We start from the raw sequence: 19,072 nt of genomic DNA on the forward strand, positions 1-19,072 counted from the left end.
CCGCAGTGATGTAGTCGTCCAGACAGTCGGGAAGCAGTGTGATCTGCTGACGATCCTCGCCTGCAATGAAACGCTTCATCCCGACCTCCCAAGATCAGGATTTACACTAACAGATCAGCGCGTTTTCACACAGCCTGGGCCGGAGACCGACCTCAGCGTCCCGATCGCGATGCGGAGCTATCACCTCGGCGAAATGATCGTCGGCGACGTGGTCGCGCCGGCGCACATCCTCGAACGGTCGGAGGAAACGATCCGCCGGCAGGGGATCGATCACATCCTTCTGCAATTCTACCAGCGGGGGCAGAGCCTCGTCGAGACCGACCGCAGCACCCGGCCGGTCACCGAGGTCCAGTGCATCGTCTTCGACTTGGCCCAGCCCGTGCGCATCGTCGCGGATGCCGTCGATGCGACCAACGTGCTGATTCCGCGCGTCTTGCTGGAGAAGCAGGGCTGCCGCCCGGATGCCCTGCACGGCCGCCCCCTCGACCACGATGGCGACCCGTTCGGGCGCCTGGTCCATAATTTCGTCGCCAACGTCGTGGCCTGCGGCGACCTTTTGGACCGGCGCGAGGCCCTGTCGGCCTCGTCGGCGATCATCCAACGCTGCGCGACTTGGTTGCGTGGCCAGGACGACGGAAGTGCCTCCCCGAACCCGGACGTGCGGATCCGGGTCCGCCGGTTCATCGAGGCGGAACTCGGCAACCCGAAGCTCACGCCGGCGCTGATCGCCGAGCGGCTCGGCCTGTCGCGCTCGACCCTGTACCGGCAGTTCGCACCAAACGGCATCATCTCCTACATCCGCGACCGCCGCCTGATGTACGCCATGCGCCTGCTGATCAAGGAGGGGGCGGGGCCGGCCCGGATATTCCGGATCGCCGACACGGTCGGCTTCTCGGATGAGCGGACCTTCCGACGCGCTTTCAAGCGCCGGTTCGGCTTCATTCTCAGCGACGCCCCACGCCGGATCGTCACGGCCTGGATGTCCGACTCCGTCTCGGTCAGGCGGAGATGGATCGAAAGCCTCTGAGGGGCGCATCAAAGGGCAGCGAGGCGCCGGTCAGGCCGGGGGGCTGACGCCCCGCCGGCTTCCCGCCGGTGCGGCCGGAAGCAGGCCGTGGAGCGCCATGCCGATCAGCATCGCCACGACGAAAACCAGGACCGGGACCGCCCCCGTGGACAGGGCCGCCACCGCGGGGCCGGGGCAGAAGCCCGAGAGGCCCCAGCCGATCCCGAACAGGGCGGCGCCGAGGATCAGGGGCGCATCGATCCGGCGCCGGGTCGGCAGGTCGAACCGGGTCTCCAGCACCGGGCCGGGGAGGCGCCGGCTCAGGAGGAAACCGAGCCCCGACACCGTGACGGCGCCCCCGAGGACGAAGACCAGGCTGGGATCCCAGGCGCCGGCCACGTCGAGGAAGCCGCGAACCCGGGCCGGGTTGAGCATGCCCGAGAGCGCCAGGCCGAGCCCGAAGGTGAGGCCGGCGGCCAAAGCCGCCAGGATGCGTAGGCGCGCGCTCATGCGAGCACCCGGACCGCGGCCACCGTCAGCATGCCGGTGGCGAGGAAGACCAGCACCGCCGCGATCGAGCGCGGCGACAGCCGGGCGAGCCCGCACACCCCGTGCCCGGAGGTGCAGCCGGAGCCGAGCCGGGTGCCGAACCCGACCAGCAGGCCGGCGAGCGCCAGGACCGGCAGGCCCGCGGCGATCCGCATCTCCGGCCAGTGTCCGGCCAGCAGCGCGAAGGCCGGCGGCCCGAGCACCAGACCGAGCAGGAAGGCGGCGTCGGCGAGCCAGCGCGCGCCCCCCGGCCGGCCGAGCCCGGCGACCAGGCCGCTGATCCCGGCGATCCGGCCGTTCAGCAGCAGGAGCATGGCGGCGGACAGGCCGATCAGCAGGCCGCCCGCGAGCGGCGGAAGATAGGTGCTCATGGAGGTCCCGTGTCGTGGTCTCGTAGCGCGACTCGGAAGGCCGCTCCGGCGGCCCCCCGCCATCGGGTTAGCCCTCGGGGCTTTCGGGAACAAGCCATGCCAAACGCCGTTGAACCAGCAATTATCGAGCAAGTTCAGTGGCTTAGTGAAGATCATGCTCTTTCTGGAGCAATCCGCGAACGAAACCTTCTCCTCCGGTGCCGAGCAAACGGAAGGGCTTTCTTGGGAGGGCTCGGCGGCTCGCCGAGCCGCCTTCGGACACCGGAATCAGGCCGGCACGATCGGCTCTCGCAGGGACGACAGCGCGAAAGGTTCAGCGACGATGGCGCAAGGTGATCAGGTGGTGTTCCAACGGCTCGACCTCGCGGAGATTTTAGGGATCTGGCGCCACGCCAGGGGGCGGATCGTCGGCATCCACCAGCAGCACGGCCATTCGGCCACGGTCGACGTGAAGTTCGAGGGCCACGAGACGCTGGAACGCTACCTCGCCGACCTGTTTCAGCTGGTGCAGTGATGACGCCCACGATCGGGATCCGTCGCCGGGTCCGCCGGACGTGACGTCCTCAGCCGCAATCCCGTCGCCGCGCGCCACCAGCCGCGGCACCGACGAGGGCGACCTGTGGGCCGAACTCCGCGCCGAGGCCGAGGCCGTCCTGGTCGAGGAGCCGCTCTATGCCGGGATCGTCCAGGCGACGATCCTGGACCAGCGCAGCCTCGCCCAGGCCTTCGCGTACCGCCTCGCCCACCGCCTGGGCGACGGCGACCTCGCGCGGCTGTCGATGCGCGACCTCTGCCTGTCCGCCTTCGAGGCCGATCCCCATGCCGGGGCGAACGCGGCGCGCGACCTGATCGCCATCCGCGAGCGCGATCCGACCTGCCGGCGCTACCTCGACCCGTTCCTGTTCTACAAGGGCTTGGCCGCCCTCGAAGCCTACCGGGTCGCCCACTGGCTCTGGCACCAGGGCCGGGCGACGCTGAGCCTGCATGTCCAGAGCCGCATCTCGGAGGTGTTCGGTTGCGACATCCACCCGGCCGCCCGGATCGGCTCCGGGGTGTTCATCGACCACGCCACCGGGGTCGTCATCGGCGAGACCGCGGTGGTGGCCGACGACGTGTCGATCCTCCAGTCGGTGACGCTGGGCGGCAACGGCAAGGAGAGCGGCGACCGGCACCCGAAGGTCGAGCGCGGGGTCCTGCTCAGCGTCGGGGCCAAGGTGCTGGGCAATATCCGGGTCGGCGAGGGGGCCAAGGTCGCCGCCGCCGCCGTCGTGCTGCACGACGTGCCGCCCCACACCACCGTGGCGGGCGTGCCGGCCCGGGTGGTGTCGCGCCTCGCCGCGGACGAGGAACAGCCGGCGCGGAGCATGGACCAGTCCTTCGGCTTCGGGGACGGGATCTGATCCAAGCCGGAATCTGATCCAAGCAAGGAAAATTTTTCTTCGAGTCTAGCGTTGCCGATACGCAGGGATTGGCGATTTGATTAGAAGTCCATTCTCTCATGATAGGGCATTGCGCCGGCTTCGTTCTACGATATCTGCGTTTTAGAGCGAGGCCTTCCACGAAACGCCGATAAATAAGAAAAATCGTTTCGTTGACCTAGCGCAGAATCAAAGCCTACCTTGGCTGTGCTGGTTCACCGAAGCGGTGAGCAGTGTCGCGCTGGCCGACGACTTTGCGGCTGCACGACAAAGCGGATCCCATGAAGAACGGCGCGGCCATTCGGTCCTGCCGGCATCCATCTCACCTTGCGCCCGGCCCGCATTGCTGCGTGGCGGCCCGCCGAGTCGCGGGCCGATGCGGCGCGCCTGTAATCGAAAAGAAAGAGGACACACGATGAGTGGACCGGGTCTGAGCGTGAGCGCCACGGCGGCACGCAATCTTGCGACAGCCACCGTCACGTCGGTCCAGAACGCGGCCAACACGCCGCGCTGGCTCCTTCGGCTCCTGCCCTTCGTGGATGTCGCCGGCGGCGTCTACCGCGTCAACCGGCGTGCCGTCGTCCTGGCCCGCCCCGGCCGCGTCGATTTCGTCACCGAGAACAAGGATCGGGCGATCCGCTCCGCCTCCCTGCGGGCGGTGCCGCTGTTCAGCCGTCTGGGCGATGCGGAGCTGGCAAAGATCGCCGAGCGCTTCACCGAGAGCAAGCACAAAGCCGGCAAGATCATCCACGAGGAGGGCGCCGGCGCCCGCAGCCTGACCGTCGTCGCTGACGGCACGGTCGAGCTGACCTTCTCGGGCCCGTACAAGGGCCGCCTGCGCCAGGGCCTGGCCACCCGCGGCGACTATTTCGGCGACGGCGACCTCCTCGGCGCCGGCGCGCCCGCCCCGGCCGTCAAGGCGCTCTCGGCGGTCACCCTGCTGACCCTCGATCCGGACGCCCTCGAGAACGACGAGATCCGCGCCAAGATCGCACAGTACCGCGACGAGCAGGAGCGGCTGAAGGGCCATACCAGCTCCCATGGCGAGCAGGGCATCGAGCTGCTGGCGGTCCATACCGGCGAGCCGCGCCTGCCGACCACCTTCGTCGACTACGAATCCCACCCGCGCGAGTATCACCTCTCGACAATCCAGACGATCCTCAACACCCATACTCGCGTCACCGACCTCTACTCGAACGAGATCGACCAGCTCCGCGAGCAGATCCGCCTCACCGTCGACGCGGTGAAGGAGCGCGAGGAATGGGAGCTGCTCAACAACTCGCAGTTCGGCCTGCTGAACGAGGTCGGCCCGCGCCAGCGCATCCCCACCCGCGGCGGCCCGCCCACCCCGGACGATCTCGACGAGCTGCTGACCCTGGTCTGGAAGAAGCCAGCCTTCTTCGTCGCGCATCCGCGCGCCATCGCGGCCTTCGGCCGTGAGGCCACCCGCCGCGGCGTGCCGCCGGTCGTCGTCCATCTGTTCGGCGCGCCGTTCATCACCTGGCGCGGCGTCCCGCTGGTGCCGAGCGACAAGCTGCCGATCGACATCGATCCGGTGACCGGTGCCGAGACCACCTCGATCCTGCTGCTGCGCGTCGGCGAGGGCGAGCAGGGCGTGGTCGGCCTGCAGAAGACCGGCGTGACCGGCGAGATCGAGCCCGGCCTGTCGGTGCGCTACGCGGGCACCAACGACCACTCGATCGCCTCGCACCTGGTGACCCGCTACTTCTCGGCCGCCGTGCTGGTCGAGGACGCGATCGCCCGCCTCGATAACGTCCTCCTCGGCAACTACCATGACTATGCCTGAGGGACTGGCCTTCGGTCGACCGGAGGCGAGCCCGGCCGAGCTCGCCCACTCGGATCTCATCGGGCGCCTCGCCCGTGAGATCTACCAGCAGGGGCAGGCCGCGAGCCAGCCCCTCGCCCCGACGCTGCCCGCGGGACCCCAGGTCCCGCAGGCCCTCGAAGGCCTGCCTCAGGGACCGGGCGGCGCCCCGTTCCCGAGCGCGGCCACGGGTGTCCCCTCGGTGCCGACCGGGGGGCAACCCTCCGGCCTGCAACCGGACGCCTCGGCGCTGGCGGCCCGCTCGTTCGGCGGGCCCGCCCTCGGCGTGCCGGGCCTCAGCGGCCCGACAGTGCCGAACCTCGCCCCGGCGAGCCCGGCCTTCTTCGACACCGCCGCGATCCCGCCGGTCCATCCGGCGAGCCCGCGCCCGGTCCTGCCGGATTTCGGGTTTCCGAGTGCGCCGGTGGCCTTTCCGGGCGGTTCCGACCTGCACCGCCAGGTCGCCGGGGATCACCCCCGCGCCAATGCCTTCGCGCATGCGGTCGCTCCCCAGCTGGTGCCGGCCGACCCGTCCCGGCCGGGCGGCGACGTCGCCCAGGAGAGCTTCGCGCGGACCGGGCACCTGTCCCGGGCGCCGGAGGCTCCGGTGTCCGACTACTACTTCCTGAATGCCGGCCCCGGCCCGGCCCGCAAGGCGCCGGCGAGCCCCCGGGTCGAGCCCGCCCGCTATCCGGGTCCCGCCCCGCGGCTCAACGCCCAGGGGTCGAGCCCGGCGGCGGCGCCGTTCGACGTGGAGCATGTCCGCCGGGATTTTCCGGCCCTGCACCAGAGCGTCAACGGCCACCCGCTGGTCTGGCTCGACAACGCCGCCACCACCCATAAGCCGCAGGCCGTGATCGACGCGACCTCCGAGTTCTACGGGCGGCACAACTCGAACATCCACCGGGCCGCCCACACCCTGGCGGCGCGCTCCACGGACCTGTTCGAGGGCGGCCGCGAGGCGGTGCGCCGCTTCCTCAATGCACCGTCGAAGGACGACATCGTCTTCCTGCGCGGCACCACGGAGGCGATCAACCTCGTCGCCAATTCCTACGGCCGGGCCAATATCGGCGCGGGCGACGAGATCATCGTCTCGACCATCGAGCACCACGCCAACATCGTGCCGTGGCAGCTGCTGGCCCAGGCGACCGGGGCGACGCTGCGGGTGATCCCGGTCAACGACCGGGGCGAGATCATCTTCGAGCAATATGCGGCCCTGCTCTCGGGCCGCACGAAGATCGTCTCGATCACTCATGTGGCGAACGCGCTCGGCACCGTGAATCCGGTGCGGGAGATCATCGCGCTCGCCCACGCCTACGGGGTGCCGGTGCTGGTCGATGCGGCGCAATCCTCGCCGCACATGCCGCTCGACGTGCAGTCCCTCGACGCCGACTTCCTGGTCTTCTCCGGCCACAAGGTGTTCGGGCCGACCGGGGTGGGGGCGCTCTACGGCAAGACGCATCTGCTCGCGGCGATGCCGCCCTGGCAGGGCGGCGGGCACATGATCGAGGACGTCACCTTCACCCGGACCGTCTACAAGGGCGCTCCGGAGAAGTTCGAGGCGGGCACGCCGGACATCGCGGGTGCGGTCGGCCTCGGCGCGGCGCTCGACTATCTGGAGAGCATCGGCCTGCCGGCGATCGCCGCCTACGAGCACGACCTGCTGGAGTATGCGCAGGGCGGTCTCGCCGAGGTGAAGGGCCTGCGCCTGATCGGCACGGCCCGCGAGAAGGCGAGCGTGATGTCCTTCGTGATCGAGGGACAGGAGAACGAGGCGGTGGCCCACCACCTCGACGCGCACGGCATCGCGGTGCGCTCGGGCCATCACTGCGCCCTGCCGGCCCTGCGCCGGTTCGGGGTCGACCAGTCGGTGCGGGCGTCGCTGGCCTTCTACAACACCAAGTCCGACGTCGACGTGTTCCTGAAGGCGCTCCACACCCTGCCGCGGCACTGAGCCGGACCGCGACGGGGCATGTTCCAACACGAAGACCGGCCGGACCCCGAAAGGTCCGGCCGGTTTTTTGTGTTCTAGCCTCTGGTGTAGGCCTCAGTTCAGCGCCTCGCCCGCGATGGTGATCCGGTGCATCAGCCGGCGCTCGCCGTGATAGTCGTTGAGGGCGAGGTGCCAGGTCGCGCGGTTGTCCCAGAAGGCGAGCGAGCCCACGCGCCATTGGAACCGGTAGGCGAATTCGGGCCGCCTCGCATGCTCGTACAGGTAGCCGAGCAGCGCGGCGGATTCGGCCTCGGTCCAGCCCTCGATCCGCAGGGTGAAGTTCGGGTTCACGTAGAGCGCCTTGCGGCCGGAATCCGGATGCGTGATCACCACCGGGTGCACGGCGTCCTGGGTGGCGGCCTCCGGGTTCAGGATGCGGCCCTTGAGATCGCTGCTCGCCAGCGCGCGGCTGGCCGCCCCGAAGACGTGGCGGCTCGAATGCACCGCTCGTAAGGAGGCCAGCGTCGCCTTCAGCCCGTCGGAGAGGGCGTCGTAGGCCGTGTACATGCTGGCGAACAGGGTGTCTCCGCCGACCCGCGGCACCGCCCGGGCGTACAGGATCGAGCCCTTGGCGGGCTCGGCATCGTAGGAATGGTCGGTGTGCCATTGGCCGCCGATATTGGCCGCCTGATGCGCCTCCTTGCGCACCTCGGCGATCTCCGGATAGCCGTCCACCGCCTTGAAGAACCGGTTCACGTCGATCCGCCCGAACCGCTCGGCCAGCGCGATGTGCTGCTCCGGGGTCAGGTTCTGGCCGCGGAAGAACACCACGCCGTATTGGGCCAGGGCCGCCGCGATGGTGTCGCGCGTTTCGTCGTCCAGGGGGACGGCGAGGTCGAGGCCGGCGATCTCGGCGCCGACATGCACGCCCAGCGGCGTGACCGACAGGTCCGCGCGGGGCGGCGCAGGCGGCAGCCAGGACTCGGCAACGGTGTGGAGCTGGGTCATCGGATCCGTCCTGTCGTCTGGTCCCGCATCGGGCGGGCCGGCAGCAGGCGCGCATTCGGCCGCTGATCCATCGCCAAATGGGCGCATCAGGATTCAAGCGCGGTGCGGCCAAGTCAACGAAAGCGCGTTCTCAACTTTCGGCCATCCGGAAAAGGACGTTCGCTTGCTTGATGGGGCCGGGAGGATGCTGGCCCGCGGTCCGCTGCGAGACATCCTTCGGCTCGAAAAGAGAGATCGCTCGCGATTCGCGAGCCGACAGTCATGTCCTTCTCGTATTCCGCCGCTTGCGGCGAAGTCTTCATCTGTCGCCCCCGCAATTTTCGAAAAACGCTTTCGTTGACGCTGTCCGGCTCCGGGCGGACGATCGCGGCAATTCTCGCAGCCCCCCAAATGCGCCTCGTTTGCCCGCCATGACTGTCGCCGTCCCGCCGCCCGACATCGTCCGCAGCCTGGCCGAGACCTTTGCGGGCCGCGCGGCCGGGCATGACCGGGCCGGCACCTTCCCGCACGACAACATTGCGGCGCTGCGCGAGGCCGGGCTCCTGGCGCTCACCGTACCGCGGCGGCTGGGCGGCGGCGGGGCCGGGCTGGCCCGGGCCGCCGCGGTGGTCCGCACCCTCGGGGCCGGCTGTCCGGCGACCGCCCTGGTGCTGGCGATGCAGTATCTCCAGCACGCTGTGATCCACCGGGCGGACTCGGCTTGGCCGCGCGCCGTCGCCGACGCGGTCGGCAGGGCGGCCGTGGAGACGGGGGCGCTGATCAACGCCCTACGGGTCGAGCCGGAACTGGGGACGCCGTCGCGGGGCGGGGTGCCCGAGACCATCGCCCGGCGCGACGGTGATCTCTGGCGCATCACCGGGCGAAAGATCTACTCCACCGGCGCGCCGGGGCTCGCCTACGGGGTCGTCTTCGTCCGAACCGACGAAGAGAACCCGCGGATCGGCAACGTGCTGGTGCCCTTCGCTGCGAACGGCCTTCGCATCGAAGAGACCTGGGACCATCTCGGCCTGCGCTCTTCGGCGAGTCACGACGTGGTCTTCGAGGCGGTGCCGATCCCGGCCGCCTACGCCGTCGATCTGCGCCCGCCGGAGGGCTGGCAGCGGCCGGATCCGGTCCAGCAGGCCTGGAGCTGCACCCTCCTGGCCGCCCTCTACGACGGCGTGGCCGGCGCCGCGCAGGATTGGTTCGTCGGCTACCTACGTGAGCGCAAGCCCGGTAGCCTCGGGGCCCCGCTCGCCAGCCTGCCGCGCTTCCAGGAGGCGGTCGGCGAGAACGAGCGCCTGCTCGCCGTCAATGCCCGCCTGGTCGCCGGGCTGGCGGACGAGGTCGATGCGGGCCGGCCGCCGCTGCCGCAGGAGGCCGGCTTCGTGAAGCTCACCGCCACCGAGAACGCGATCGCCGTGGTCCAGCGCGCCGTGGAGCTCTGCGGCAACGCCGCGCTGACGCGGGCGAACCCGCTGGAGCGGCACCTGCGCGACGTCCTGTGCGCGCGCATCCACTGGCCGCAGGCTGACGCGGTGCGGGTCGCCGCCGGCAAGGCCACCCTCGACGCCCGATAATCCGACACGGAGATCTTTCATGAGCCTGCTGCCCCCGGAGGCCGTCGAGTTCATCGGCTTCGTCGCCCCCCGCCACAGCTCCGAGATCCACCCGGCCGAGGGTCCGTCCATCGACCGGGACTACCTGAAGCTCCTGGCGCAAGCGCATGAATGGGGCGGGTTCGACCGGGTGCTGGTGGCGTTCCATGCGACGTCGCCGGATGCCCTGCTGCTCGCCGCCCAGGTCGCCGCGGTCACCGAGCGGCTCGGGCTGATGATCGCCCACCGCACCGGCTTCACGGCGCCGACCGTGGCAGCCCGGCAATTCGCGACGCTGGACCAGCTCACCGGCGGCCGGGTCGCGATCCACGTCATCAGCGGCGGCGACGACCGGGAGCTTGCCCAGGACGGCGATCACCTGACCAAGGATGAGCGCTACGCCCGCACCCAGGAATTCCTGGACATCGCCCGCCAGAGCTGGACCGCCATCGCGCCGTTCGACTACGCGGGCACGTTCTACCGGGTGGAGCGCGGCTTCTCCGAGGTGAAGCCGGTCGACGCCATCCCGGTCTATTTCGGTGGCGCCTCGCCGGCGGCTCTGGCGGTGGCCGGCCGCCACGCCGACACCTACGCCCTGTGGGGCGAGACCCAGGCCCAGGTCCGGGAGTTGATCGGGCAGGTCCGGGACGCCGCCGCGCCGCATGGGCGCAAGCCCCGCTTCAGCCTGTCGGTCCGGCCGATCCTGGCCGAGACCGAGGAGCGGGCCTGGGCAAGGGCGGAAGACATCCTGGCCCGGACCCGCGCCGCCCGGGCGGCCAGGGGCCTCGGCGCGGCCGCCGCGCCGCAGAACGAGGGCTCGCGCCGGCTGCTGGCGGCCGCCGCCGCCGGCTCGCGCCTCGACAAGCGGCTGTTCACCGCCATCGCGGCCGAGACCGGGGCGGCGGGCAATTCCACCGCCCTGGTCGGGACGCCCGAGCAGGTGGCCGACGCGCTGCTCGACTATCACGACCTCGGGGTGCGCACCTTCCTGATCCGCGGCTTCGATCCGCTGGAGGACGCCATCCAGTACGGCCGGGACCTGCTGCCGGCCTTCAAGGCGGCGCTTGCGGCCCGCGGCCGCGCTTCTGAGGCCGCCTGATGCGCGCCGCGTTGTTTTGGGTTCTCGCCCTGCTGGCCGTCGGGCCGGCCCGGGCGGAAGACGTGCTGCGGATGGGCGACCAGCGCGGCAATGCCCGCGCCCTGATGGAGGCGGCGGGCGTCCTCGACGGCCTGTCCTACCGGCTCGAGTGGAGCGAGTTCCCGGCGGCAGCCCCCTTGCTTGAGGCGTTGAACGCCGGGGCGATCGATGCGGGCGGCGTCGGCGACGCGCCCTTCACCTTCGCGGCCGCCGCCGGGGTGCCGGTGAAGGCGTTCATGGCGTTCCGCAACCGGCAGGACGGGCTGGTGATCCTGGTGACGCCGGATTCGCCGATCCGCAGCGTGGCGGATCTCAAGGGCAAGCGCATCGCCACCAACCGCGGCTCCATCGGCCACCAGGTGGTGCTGGCCGCCCTGGAGGAGGCGGGGCTGCCCTTCGACAGCGTCGTGTTCAGCTTCCTGCCGCCGGCCGATGCCAAGATCGCCCTCGCCTCCGGGGCCGTCGATGCCTGGGCGACCTGGGAGCCCTACACCTCGGCGGCGGAAGTCGCCGGCCTGGTCCGGGTGGTCCGGGACGGCAACGGCATCACCCCCGGCCTCACCTTCGCGGTGGCGCGCGACAGCGCCCTGACGGACAAGCGGCCCCTGCTCGCCGATTTCGCCGCGCGCCTTGCGAAGGCCCGGGCCTGGGCGCTCAAGGACCCGGCGCCCTACGCAAAGGTCTGGTCGAAGCTGATCGGGCTGCCGGAGGCGGTGCCTTTGCGCTGGTTCAGCCGGGCCGGCTACCGGACCGTGCCGATCGACGCCGACGTGATCGCCGACGAGCAGCGCACCATCGATCTCTACGTCCGCGCCGGCCTGATCCCGAAGGCGCGCGCCCCGCAGGCGGCTGCGATCTTCGACACGGGGTTTTCCGAAGCCCTCACGGCGGTGCAATGATGGGCGGTCCCCCGGATCAGAGGTCCTGACGATGCACGACACCGGCGACGGCCATACCCACGACCATGATCACGATCACGGGGCAGGGGAGGGGGCATCCGAGGCGCCGCGCTGGAAGCATGACGGCGTGCGCGTGATCCCGGGCGACCAGCTCGACAGCAACACCGCGCAGACCCCCGGCATGTTCCGGCAGGCGGCGGTCAACGCCGCCCGGGTCGGCGCCCAGAAGATCTGGGCCGGCACGGTGGCGATCCAGCCCGACGCCAAGACCGGCGTGCACCACCACGGCGCCCTGGAGAGCGTGATCTACGTGGTCTCAGGCCGCGCCCGGATGCGCTGGGGCGAGCGGCTCGAATATGTGGCCGAGGCCGGGCCGGGGGATTTCATCTTCGTGCCGCCTTTCGTGCCGCACCAGGAGATCAACGCCTCCACGGACGAGCCCCTGCATTGCGTGCTGGTGCGCTCGGACAACGAGGCCGTGGTGGTCAACATCCCCGATGTCGAGCCGGTGGAGCGGCCCGAATCCGTCCACTGGGTCGACCCGATCCACAAGCACCCGTGAGCACCTGCGGAGCGCAGCCATGAATCGGGCAGAGCCATGAGTCGAGACCGCCAGCTGCATCTCGGCGCGTTCATGCGCCCGGTGGGGATCCACACGGCCTGGTGGCGCTATCCCGGCGGCTACCCGGACGCGAACTTCAACTTCGAGCACCTGACGCAGTTCGCCCGGCGGCTGGAGGCGGCGAAGTTCGACGCCTTCTTCATGGCCGACCATCTGGCGGTGATGAACATGCCGGTGGCGGCGCTCCGCCGCTCGGCCACCGTGACCTCGTTCGATCCGCTGACGCTGCTGCCGGCGCTCGCCGCGCTCACGTCGCGGATCGGGCTGATCGCCACGGCGTCGACCACCTACAACGAGCCCTACCATGTGGCCCGGAAGTTCGCCTCCCTCGACCACATCTCGAAGGGCCGGGCCGGCTGGAACCTCGTCACCTCGGGCAACCCGGACGAGGCGCTGAACTTCGGCCGCGACGCGCATCTCGACCACGCCGTGCGCTACGCCCGGGCGCGCGAGTTCTACGACGTGGTCACCGGCCTGTGGGATTCCTGGGCCGACGACGCCTTCCTGATGGATCCGGAGAGCGGCCTGTTCTTCGATCCGGACAAGCTCCACGTCCTCGACCACACGGGCGAGTTCCTGAAGGTGAAGGGACCGCTCAACATCGCCCGGCCGGTGCAGGGCTGGCCGGTGATCGTCCAGGCCGGCGCCTCCGAGGCCGGAAAGCAGATCGCGGCCGCCACCGCCGAGATGGTGTTCGGCGCCAGCCCCACTCTGGAGGCCGCGCAGGCCTACTACGCCGACGTGAAGGGCCGGATGCCGGCCCTGGGGCGGGATCCCGATCACCTGAAAATCCTGCCCGGCGCCCTGGTGATCCTGGGCGAGACCGAGGCCGAGGCGCAGGCCAAGCGGGCGCGCCTCGACGATCTGGTCCATCCCGACAGTGGCCTCGCCAACCTGTCGGTGCGGCTCGGGGTCGACGCCTCGGGCTTCGATCTCGACGCGCCCCTGCCGGAGATCCCCGAGACCAACGCCAGCAAGAGCAGCCAGGCGCAACTCCTCGACTACGCCCGCCGCACCGGCGCCACCGTGCGCGACCTCGCCCGCAAGGTCGGCGCCTATGCCGGGCTCCATTTCGTGGGGACGCCCGCGCAGGTCGCCGACCGGATGGAGGAATGGCTGGAGGGTCGCGGCTGCGACGGCTTCAACGTGATGTTCCCGTTCGTGCCCGAAGGGCTCGACGACGTGGTCGACCGGCTGGTGCCGGAACTGCAGCGGCGCGGCCTGTTCCGGCGCGACTATGCCGGCACGACCCTACGCGACCATCTCGGCCTGCCGCGCCCGCCGAACCGGTTTTTTCCGCCGGAGGGCGCGTAAAAGAAAACGAACGGCCTGTCGGCGCGGGCCGCCTGGAGGGTCATCCAACCCAACCCCCTCATCCTGAGGCGCCCGGCGATCCAAGATCGCTGGGCCTCGAAGGAGCCCTCCAGAGACCCCTGCGATCCCTGGAGGGCTCCTTCGAGGGCGCCGCTGTGCGTCGCCACCTCAGGATGAGGGAGAGGGTGGGACAGACAGGTTTCGGGACGATGCGTTACCGCTTTACCTTGGCCTTGCGGGCGGCGAAGCGGGCGTCGCGGGTCGCCTTCTGCTCGGCGGCCAAAGCGGCCTGCCGCTCGACCTTCTCGGCGGCCTGACGGACGATCTCGGCCGCCGCGCGCTCCTGCTCCGCGAGTTCTTCCGCGGTGCGGATCGCCTCGGCGGCGGCGCGGGCCGTTTCCCGCTCGCTCACCCGCACCTCGCGGGCCTCGACAACGGCCTGGCGCTCGGCCTGCCGGGCGAGGACGGCCGGGTCATCCGCCGGGGGGCGTGCACGGAACTGAGCCAGCCGCTCCTCCTTGGCCTTCGCACCGGCCTCGAGACGATCGGAAAGCTGCGTTTCTTTGAATTGACCCACGTACACTCCTCGGGCGCCGCAGCGCGGGTGTCAGAAACAGAAGAAGCCGCTCCACACAGGGAACGGCTTCGAAACGCATCCTCGAAAGAGGCGCGCGGTTCAGGCGGCCTGGAGGCTGCCGGCGGACTGCTTGCCGCTGCGACGGTCGGTTTCCAGCTCGTAGGAGAGCTTCTGACCCTCGATCAGGTTGCGCATGCCGGCGCGCTCGACAGCCGAGATGTGCACGAACACGTCCTTGCCGCCGTCGTCAGGCTGGATGAAGCCGAAGCCCTTGGTCTCGTTGAACCACTTAACGGTGCCGATGCTCATAAATATTCCAACTGCTTCAGAGCACGATGCGCAAACCGGAATCCGGACCGCCGAAATCACCGTGCTGTAACAAAGATCCAGATCAAGCCGCATCTGCACTGTAGAGGCGGCAAGCTCTAGACGATCGAAGAGGGCAAGCGCGTGCCTGAGCATGCGCCCATCCATGGTCGTCGAAACTGGGAGAGATGCAGAGCGCTCGCCCTGTTGAGGCGAGACGGCCGAATATCTGGCCAAAGATCGATTTATGTTCTCTAGCGCATCGGCGAGATAATCACAATCGTGAAACGCGCCGGGCGAGACATTCGATGCCGGTCGCCGCTGAGGCGCGGTTTTTCGTGATGCTAGTCTGGTGTATAAAAGTGGATACTGACGCTGCTAGCCGCGGCGTCCCGCCCGGACGGATGCCAGGTCCAAGGTGAGTATCCGGGTCGAAGCGTTGGAGCGACCACCTTCGAATCGCGGTCGGTCCAAACACGACGGACCTGTCCCGAAAAATCCCCTCTGCGGCCCATCGACCGTGAGACGCGTTAGCACTCTTGCGCATTGAGTGCTAAGACAGCGGCCGACCCGGCGCGGACGATTCGGTCCGCCGCCGCCTTTCCCGCATGGGCTCCGTCATGTCGACGCGAGGCCCACAGGCGGGACGAACAGGATGCCAAACATGAAGTTTCGCCCGCTGCACGACCGCGTGGTGCTCCGCCGCATCGAGGGCGAGGAGAAGACCAAGGGTGGGATCATCATCCCCGATACGGTCAAGGAGAAGCCGCAGGAGGGTGAGGTCGTCGCCGTCGGTCCCGGCGCCCGGGACGAGGCCGGCAAGATCAATCCGCTGGAGGTGAAGCCCGGCGATCGCGTGCTGTTCGGCAAGTGGTCCGGCACCGAGGTCAAGATCGACGGTCAGGACCTCCTGATCATGAAGGAATCCGACATCATGGGCGTCGTCGCCTAAGGGCGTCCACCCAGACCAACGCTCCTCAAGCCCTTCGATGCGCCCGCACCGGCGCGCCTCGGGGCCGAACGACAACAGAAGAGATTGTCCATGTCAGCCAAAGACGTTCGTTTTTCCGTCGATGCCCGTGAGAAGATGCTGCGCGGCGTCGAGCTGCTCGCCAGCGCTGTGAAGGTCACGCTCGGTCCCAAGGGCCGCAACGTCGTGATCGAGAAGAGCTTCGGCGCCCCGCGGATCACCAAGGACGGCGTCACCGTCGCCAAGGAGATCGAGCTCGCCGACAAGTTCGAGAACATGGGCGCCCAGATGGTGCGCGAAGTAGCCTCGAAGTCGAGCGACATCGCCGGTGACGGCACCACCACCGCCACCGTGCTGGCCGCCTCCATCGTCCGCGAGGGCGTCAAGTACGTCGCCGCCGGCATGAACCCGATGGACCTGAAGCGCGGCATCGACCTCGCGGTCGCCGCGGTCGTGAAGGACATCAGCGAGCGCTCCCGCAAGGTCGCCTCCTCGGAGGAGATCGCCCAGGTCGGCACGATCTCCGCCAACGGCGACAAGGAGATCGGCGAGATGATCGCCCACGCGATGCAGAAGGTCGGCAACGAGGGCGTGATCACGGTCGAGGAGGCCAAGACCGCCGAGACCGAGCTCGACGTCGTCGAGGGCATGCAGTTCGATCGCGGCTACCTCTCCCCGTACTTCATCACCAACGCGGAGAAGATGGTCGCCGATCTCGAGGATCCGTACATCCTGATCCACGAGAAGAAGCTGTCTTCTCTTCAAGCCATGCTCCCTGTCCTTGAGGCCGTGGTCCAGACCGGCAAGCCGCTGCTGATCATCGCCGAGGACATCGAGGGCGAGGCGCTCGCCACCCTCGTGGTGAACAAGCTGCGCGGCGGCCTGAAGGTCGCGGCCGTGAAGGCGCCGGGCTTCGGCGATCGCCGCAAGGCGATGCTCGAGGACATCGCGATCCTGACCAAGGGTCAGATGATCGCCGAGGATCTCGGCATCAAGCTCGAGAACGTCACGCTCGACATGCTCGGCCGCGCCAAGCGCGTGCGGATCGAGAAGGAGACCACCACGATCATCGACGGCATCGGCGAGAAGTCGGACATCGAGGGCCGGATCTCGCAGATCAAGGCGCAGATCGAGGAGACCAGCTCGGACTACGACCGTGAGAAGCTCCAGGAGCGTCTGGCCAAGCTCGCGGGCGGCGTCGCGGTGATCCGCGTCGGCGGCTCGACCGAGGTCGAGGTCAAGGAGAAGAAGGACCGCGTCGACGACGCTCTCCACGCCACCCGCGCTGCGGTGGAAGAGGGTATCGTCCCGGGCGGCGGCACCGCGCTGCTGCGCGCCAAGGCGGCCGTTCAGGGTCTCTCGAACGAAAACCCCGACGTCCAGGCCGGCATCAAGATCGTGCTGAAGGCGCTTGAGGCCCCGATCCGTCAGATCGCGTCCAATTCGGGCGTCGAGGGCTCGATCGTGGTCGGCAACATCCTGGCCAACGCCTCGCCGACCTACGGCTTCAACGCCCAGACCGAGGAGTATGTCGACATGCTCCAGGCCGGCATCGTCGATCCGTCCAAGGTCGTCCGGGCGGCGCTCCAGGGCGCGGCTTCGGTCGCTGGCCTGCTGGTGACCACCGAGGCGATGATCTCCGAGCTGCCGCGCAAGGAAGCCCCGGCCATGCCGGGCGGCGGCGGCATGGGTGGCATGGGCGGCATGGACTTCTAAAGCCTCCCCGACCGCAGACACGACGGTCCGACGCGTTGCGCCGGACCGTCAATCCCGATCCGATCGGCACCTAGCCCGTAACCCCATCGTGACCGCACCAAGCGTCCCGCTGCGGGTTGACCCTTCGAGTGGGTCGAGAGGTTTCCATGGGTGCGCGTGTCGATCCGGATAGGATCAGGGTTTCGATCCGCACGGCGCGCGCCGCCGTGCTGGCCCTGGTGACGCTCATGGTGGCCCCCGCCACGGCGTGGGCCTGGGGCGTTCCCGGCTGCACCAATCTTCCCGAATACAATCGCGCCCTCGGCGCCCTTCAGGGCATGACCAGCGCCTGCGACATGAGCGTCGAGCGGGCCCGCCAGGTCATCGCGGAGCATGACGGCGTGCCCGTCGCCCAACCACCGGTGGCGCCGCCCCGGGTCCAGGCCCGGCGCCATGCGGGACGAGCTCATCACCACCGGGCCTCCCGTCACCGGCACGCGGCCCGGCGCTGACGCAAGCCTCGATCGTCCCGGGCCGGGTCCGGCTTCCCCTCGGGCGCCGGCGGCTCTAGCATCGGTTCCGAGCCCGTATAGGCAACCGAGCACAAGGAAGATCTTCCGTGCGGCTCGATCTCGGTCACCAAGGCGATTGGATCGTCGATCCCCGCGAACTGGCCTCGTGCCTGGGCGTCAGCATGGCCGTGCTCAAGCGCCAGGAGCGCCTCGGTCAGGTCGAGGCCCGGATCAAGGCCGGCTCCGGCACCGATCAGACCTGCGTGACGGTCCGCCTGCACGGCAAGGGCTGGCGGGGAACTTTTGACGGCAGCGGCGCGCTCATCTCAGAAGAACGGTGGTGACACCGAGCATCCTGAACAAAGCCGCGGCGTTCGGGCAATGCGTGGTACAGACCTGAAGTGCTTCCGCCGTCGCTATCATCGAGGACCGACATGAACGCCTTCCGATGGCTTATGGCCAAGATTATCGGTCTCCTGTTCTCGCAAACGATCGACCACAAGAACCGCAAAGCTGCCGCCGACAAGGAGGGCGGGACCTACGATGGCGGCTCGGCTTATCAATCGGCCGGTTTCGAGGGCGATTACCATGCCGCGACCAACCTGCTGAAGCAGCGGATGAACAAGAACTTCCCGGACAATTTCCACGCCCGGTTGGGCTCTCAGACCAACAGCATGTACGATTACGGCGAGGATCGCGCGGGCGCCGTCGACACGGCCTCCACCGCCATCGCGATGGCGCTGCGCAACGGTGCGACCGTCACCCAGGCCGCGGAAGCCGGTGCGGCGAGCATCGGGATCTGAGCGCGGACACGGCGCTCGCCTCAAGTCGCCAGAGAGCGAATATCAACGGAGCCGAAGATGACCGGCTCGGAGCCTTCAGAACCTTGCCGCCCTTACGAAGGTCAGGGCGCGGCAACGTTCCGGGATCAGCGATCCGGCGACTGACACAGGTCTGCCTGGCAGACTTCGTCGCGGCATCGTCCGTAGGAGATGCGGGCGCTCTCTCCTGCACGGCTTGAGGTGTTCACGGGTCCCGTTGTGCAGGCCGCTCCGGGTCCCATCTCCCGTGTGGGCTACGACGTTCACACATCGTTGCCGGATGGAAGCAACGGCCGGACCCAAGCGCGTCTCCCTCCCCCCTCTGCGGGGGAGGGTGGCCCGTGCGTCAGCAGGGGTCGGGAGAGGGGAACCCGGCTTCAGGAAAAGGCCCCCCAACAATTCCAGGCCTGTTGGTGCCACAAAATCGTGACAGAGCGCCCTAGTTCTGTAAGCAAGATCTACAGGAATCCATGTGTAGGGTCTGGTTCAAGGCGAGAGTACTGGTTCGGTATGCCGATTGCTGCCGTGTCG

Annotated in this window: 20 protein-coding genes; 15 read left to right on the forward strand and 5 right to left on the reverse strand. The window is 69.0% G+C overall.

The window, feature by feature from the left end; all coding sequences use genetic code 11:
• Nucleotides 1-169: 169 nt before the first annotated feature.
• Nucleotides 170-1,027 carry an AraC family transcriptional regulator gene (locus MKL20_RS14960; RefSeq protein WP_244037332.1) on the forward strand — a complete coding sequence of 286 codons (858 nt, stop codon included), beginning with the start codon at nucleotides 170-172 and terminating at the stop codon, nucleotides 1,025-1,027.
• A gap of 30 nt (nucleotides 1,028-1,057) precedes the next feature.
• Here MKL20_RS14960 and MKL20_RS14965 read toward each other — a convergent pair whose 3' ends face one another.
• Nucleotides 1,058-1,516, reverse strand: coding sequence for a YeeE/YedE family protein (locus tag MKL20_RS14965; protein ID WP_244037333.1), 459 nt, complete (start codon nucleotides 1,514-1,516; stop codon nucleotides 1,058-1,060).
• Nucleotides 1,513-1,926, reverse strand: coding sequence for a YeeE/YedE family protein (locus MKL20_RS14970; RefSeq protein ID WP_244037334.1), 414 nt, complete (start codon nucleotides 1,924-1,926; stop codon nucleotides 1,513-1,515). The genes MKL20_RS14965 and MKL20_RS14970 overlap by 4 nt, the downstream gene beginning before the upstream one ends.
• Nucleotides 1,927-2,248: 322 nt before the next feature.
• Here MKL20_RS14970 and MKL20_RS14975 point away from each other — a divergent pair, with 322 nt between their 5' ends.
• The 4 genes from MKL20_RS14975 (at nucleotide 2,249) to MKL20_RS14990 (ending at nucleotide 7,123) form a co-directional block, all read left to right on the forward strand.
• Nucleotides 2,249-2,440: a hypothetical protein gene (locus tag MKL20_RS14975; RefSeq protein ID WP_243969863.1), complete on the forward strand. Its 192-nt coding sequence runs from the start codon at nucleotides 2,249-2,251 to the stop codon at nucleotides 2,438-2,440.
• A gap of 40 nt (nucleotides 2,441-2,480) precedes the next feature.
• The gene (gene cysE / locus MKL20_RS14980) at nucleotides 2,481-3,326 is read left to right on the forward strand and encodes a serine O-acetyltransferase (protein WP_244037335.1); all 846 of its coding nucleotides are present in this window, start codon (nucleotides 2,481-2,483) and stop codon (nucleotides 3,324-3,326) included.
• Between the two features lie 433 nt (nucleotides 3,327-3,759).
• Complete coding sequence (locus tag MKL20_RS14985; protein ID WP_244037336.1) at nucleotides 3,760-5,151, forward strand: family 2B encapsulin nanocompartment shell protein; 1,392 nt, start codon at nucleotides 3,760-3,762, stop codon at nucleotides 5,149-5,151.
• Complete coding sequence (locus tag MKL20_RS14990; protein WP_244037337.1) at nucleotides 5,138-7,123, forward strand: family 2A encapsulin nanocompartment cargo protein cysteine desulfurase; 1,986 nt, start codon at nucleotides 5,138-5,140, stop codon at nucleotides 7,121-7,123. The genes MKL20_RS14985 and MKL20_RS14990 overlap by 14 nt, the downstream gene beginning before the upstream one ends.
• Nucleotides 7,124-7,216: 93 nt before the next feature.
• On the opposite strand, the gene MKL20_RS14995 is transcribed toward MKL20_RS14990, so the two are convergent.
• Nucleotides 7,217-8,110 (reverse strand): TauD/TfdA dioxygenase family protein, encoded by an 894-nt coding sequence (locus tag MKL20_RS14995; protein ID WP_244037338.1) that lies wholly within the window; start codon nucleotides 8,108-8,110, stop codon nucleotides 7,217-7,219.
• Between the two features lie 410 nt (nucleotides 8,111-8,520).
• Between MKL20_RS14995 and MKL20_RS15000 the strand changes: the two genes are divergently transcribed.
• From MKL20_RS15000 to MKL20_RS15020, 5 genes are read left to right on the forward strand one after another with little or no spacing between them, the layout of a single operon-like run.
• The gene (locus MKL20_RS15000) at nucleotides 8,521-9,669 is read left to right on the forward strand and encodes an acyl-CoA dehydrogenase family protein (protein WP_244037339.1); all 1,149 of its coding nucleotides are present in this window, start codon (nucleotides 8,521-8,523) and stop codon (nucleotides 9,667-9,669) included.
• 19 nt (nucleotides 9,670-9,688) lie between these two features.
• Nucleotides 9,689-10,786: an LLM class flavin-dependent oxidoreductase gene (locus tag MKL20_RS15005; RefSeq protein WP_244037340.1), complete on the forward strand. Its 1,098-nt coding sequence runs from the start codon at nucleotides 9,689-9,691 to the stop codon at nucleotides 10,784-10,786.
• Nucleotides 10,786-11,724 carry an ABC transporter substrate-binding protein gene (locus tag MKL20_RS15010; RefSeq protein ID WP_244037341.1) on the forward strand — a complete coding sequence of 313 codons (939 nt, stop codon included), beginning with the start codon at nucleotides 10,786-10,788 and terminating at the stop codon, nucleotides 11,722-11,724. The genes MKL20_RS15005 and MKL20_RS15010 overlap by 1 nt, the downstream gene beginning before the upstream one ends.
• Before the next feature lie 31 nt (nucleotides 11,725-11,755).
• Nucleotides 11,756-12,286 (forward strand): cupin domain-containing protein, encoded by a 531-nt coding sequence (locus MKL20_RS15015; protein WP_244037342.1) that lies wholly within the window; start codon nucleotides 11,756-11,758, stop codon nucleotides 12,284-12,286.
• 36 nt (nucleotides 12,287-12,322) lie between these two features.
• Entirely contained in the window at nucleotides 12,323-13,660 is a 1,338-nt protein-coding gene (locus MKL20_RS15020) for an LLM class flavin-dependent oxidoreductase (RefSeq protein ID WP_244037343.1), read from the forward strand.
• A gap of 214 nt (nucleotides 13,661-13,874) precedes the next feature.
• Here the strand turns inward: MKL20_RS15020 and MKL20_RS15025 are convergent, their stop codons facing one another.
• Nucleotides 13,875-14,237: a DUF6481 family protein gene (locus tag MKL20_RS15025; RefSeq protein ID WP_243969827.1), complete on the reverse strand. Its 363-nt coding sequence runs from the start codon at nucleotides 14,235-14,237 to the stop codon at nucleotides 13,875-13,877.
• 99 nt (nucleotides 14,238-14,336) lie between these two features.
• Complete coding sequence (locus tag MKL20_RS15030; RefSeq protein WP_007565404.1) at nucleotides 14,337-14,546, reverse strand: cold-shock protein; 210 nt, start codon at nucleotides 14,544-14,546, stop codon at nucleotides 14,337-14,339.
• 661 nt (nucleotides 14,547-15,207) lie between these two features.
• Between MKL20_RS15030 and groES the strand changes: the two genes are divergently transcribed.
• From groES to MKL20_RS15055, 5 genes are all read left to right on the forward strand, one after another.
• Entirely contained in the window at nucleotides 15,208-15,495 is a 288-nt protein-coding gene (gene groES / locus MKL20_RS15035) for a co-chaperone GroES (protein WP_007565402.1), read from the forward strand.
• 90 nt (nucleotides 15,496-15,585) lie between these two features.
• Nucleotides 15,586-17,229 (forward strand): chaperonin GroEL, encoded by a 1,644-nt coding sequence (groL, locus tag MKL20_RS15040; RefSeq protein ID WP_244037344.1) that lies wholly within the window; start codon nucleotides 15,586-15,588, stop codon nucleotides 17,227-17,229.
• Between the two features lie 146 nt (nucleotides 17,230-17,375).
• A complete protein-coding gene (locus MKL20_RS15045) occupies nucleotides 17,376-17,720 on the forward strand; it encodes a hypothetical protein (protein ID WP_244037345.1) in 345 nt (114 codons plus the stop codon).
• A 107-nt stretch (nucleotides 17,721-17,827) separates the two neighbouring features.
• Nucleotides 17,828-18,064 (forward strand): DUF6522 family protein, encoded by a 237-nt coding sequence (locus MKL20_RS15050; RefSeq protein ID WP_243969834.1) that lies wholly within the window; start codon nucleotides 17,828-17,830, stop codon nucleotides 18,062-18,064.
• A gap of 111 nt (nucleotides 18,065-18,175) precedes the next feature.
• On the forward strand, nucleotides 18,176-18,523 hold the full coding sequence (locus MKL20_RS15055) for a hypothetical protein (protein WP_243969836.1): 348 nt from the start codon (nucleotides 18,176-18,178) through the stop codon (nucleotides 18,521-18,523).
• Nucleotides 18,524-19,072 lie beyond the last annotated feature (549 nt).

It is taken from the genome of Methylobacterium sp. E-066, from assembly GCF_022829635.1.
Classification (GTDB): Bacteria; Pseudomonadota; Alphaproteobacteria; order Rhizobiales; family Beijerinckiaceae; genus Methylobacterium.

Excerpts from the sequence above, each read along its gene's own strand:
- MKL20_RS14960 (WP_244037332.1), top strand. The coding sequence starts at position 170 with ATGCGGAGCTATCACCTCGGCGAAATGATCGTCGGCGACGTGGTCGCG.
- MKL20_RS14965 (WP_244037333.1), bottom strand. The coding sequence starts at position 1,516 with ATGAGCGCGCGCCTACGCATCCTGGCGGCTTTGGCCGCCGGCCTCACC.
- MKL20_RS14970 (WP_244037334.1), bottom strand. The coding sequence starts at position 1,926 with ATGAGCACCTATCTTCCGCCGCTCGCGGGCGGCCTGCTGATCGGCCTG.
- MKL20_RS14975 (WP_243969863.1), top strand. The coding sequence starts at position 2,249 with ATGGCGCAAGGTGATCAGGTGGTGTTCCAACGGCTCGACCTCGCGGAG.
- MKL20_RS14985 (WP_244037336.1), top strand. The coding sequence starts at position 3,760 with ATGAGTGGACCGGGTCTGAGCGTGAGCGCCACGGCGGCACGCAATCTT.
- MKL20_RS14990 (WP_244037337.1), top strand. The coding sequence starts at position 5,138 with ATGACTATGCCTGAGGGACTGGCCTTCGGTCGACCGGAGGCGAGCCCG.
- MKL20_RS14995 (WP_244037338.1), bottom strand. The coding sequence starts at position 8,110 with ATGACCCAGCTCCACACCGTTGCCGAGTCCTGGCTGCCGCCTGCGCCG.
- MKL20_RS15000 (WP_244037339.1), top strand. The coding sequence starts at position 8,521 with ATGACTGTCGCCGTCCCGCCGCCCGACATCGTCCGCAGCCTGGCCGAG.
- MKL20_RS15005 (WP_244037340.1), top strand. The coding sequence starts at position 9,689 with ATGAGCCTGCTGCCCCCGGAGGCCGTCGAGTTCATCGGCTTCGTCGCC.
- MKL20_RS15010 (WP_244037341.1), top strand. The coding sequence starts at position 10,786 with ATGCGCGCCGCGTTGTTTTGGGTTCTCGCCCTGCTGGCCGTCGGGCCG.
- MKL20_RS15015 (WP_244037342.1), top strand. The coding sequence starts at position 11,756 with ATGCACGACACCGGCGACGGCCATACCCACGACCATGATCACGATCAC.
- MKL20_RS15020 (WP_244037343.1), top strand. The coding sequence starts at position 12,323 with ATGAGTCGAGACCGCCAGCTGCATCTCGGCGCGTTCATGCGCCCGGTG.
- MKL20_RS15030 (WP_007565404.1), bottom strand. The coding sequence starts at position 14,546 with ATGAGCATCGGCACCGTTAAGTGGTTCAACGAGACCAAGGGCTTCGGC.
- groES (WP_007565402.1), top strand. The coding sequence starts at position 15,208 with ATGAAGTTTCGCCCGCTGCACGACCGCGTGGTGCTCCGCCGCATCGAG.
- groL (WP_244037344.1), top strand. The coding sequence starts at position 15,586 with ATGTCAGCCAAAGACGTTCGTTTTTCCGTCGATGCCCGTGAGAAGATG.
- MKL20_RS15045 (WP_244037345.1), top strand. The coding sequence starts at position 17,376 with ATGGGTGCGCGTGTCGATCCGGATAGGATCAGGGTTTCGATCCGCACG.
- MKL20_RS15055 (WP_243969836.1), top strand. The coding sequence starts at position 18,176 with ATGGCCAAGATTATCGGTCTCCTGTTCTCGCAAACGATCGACCACAAG.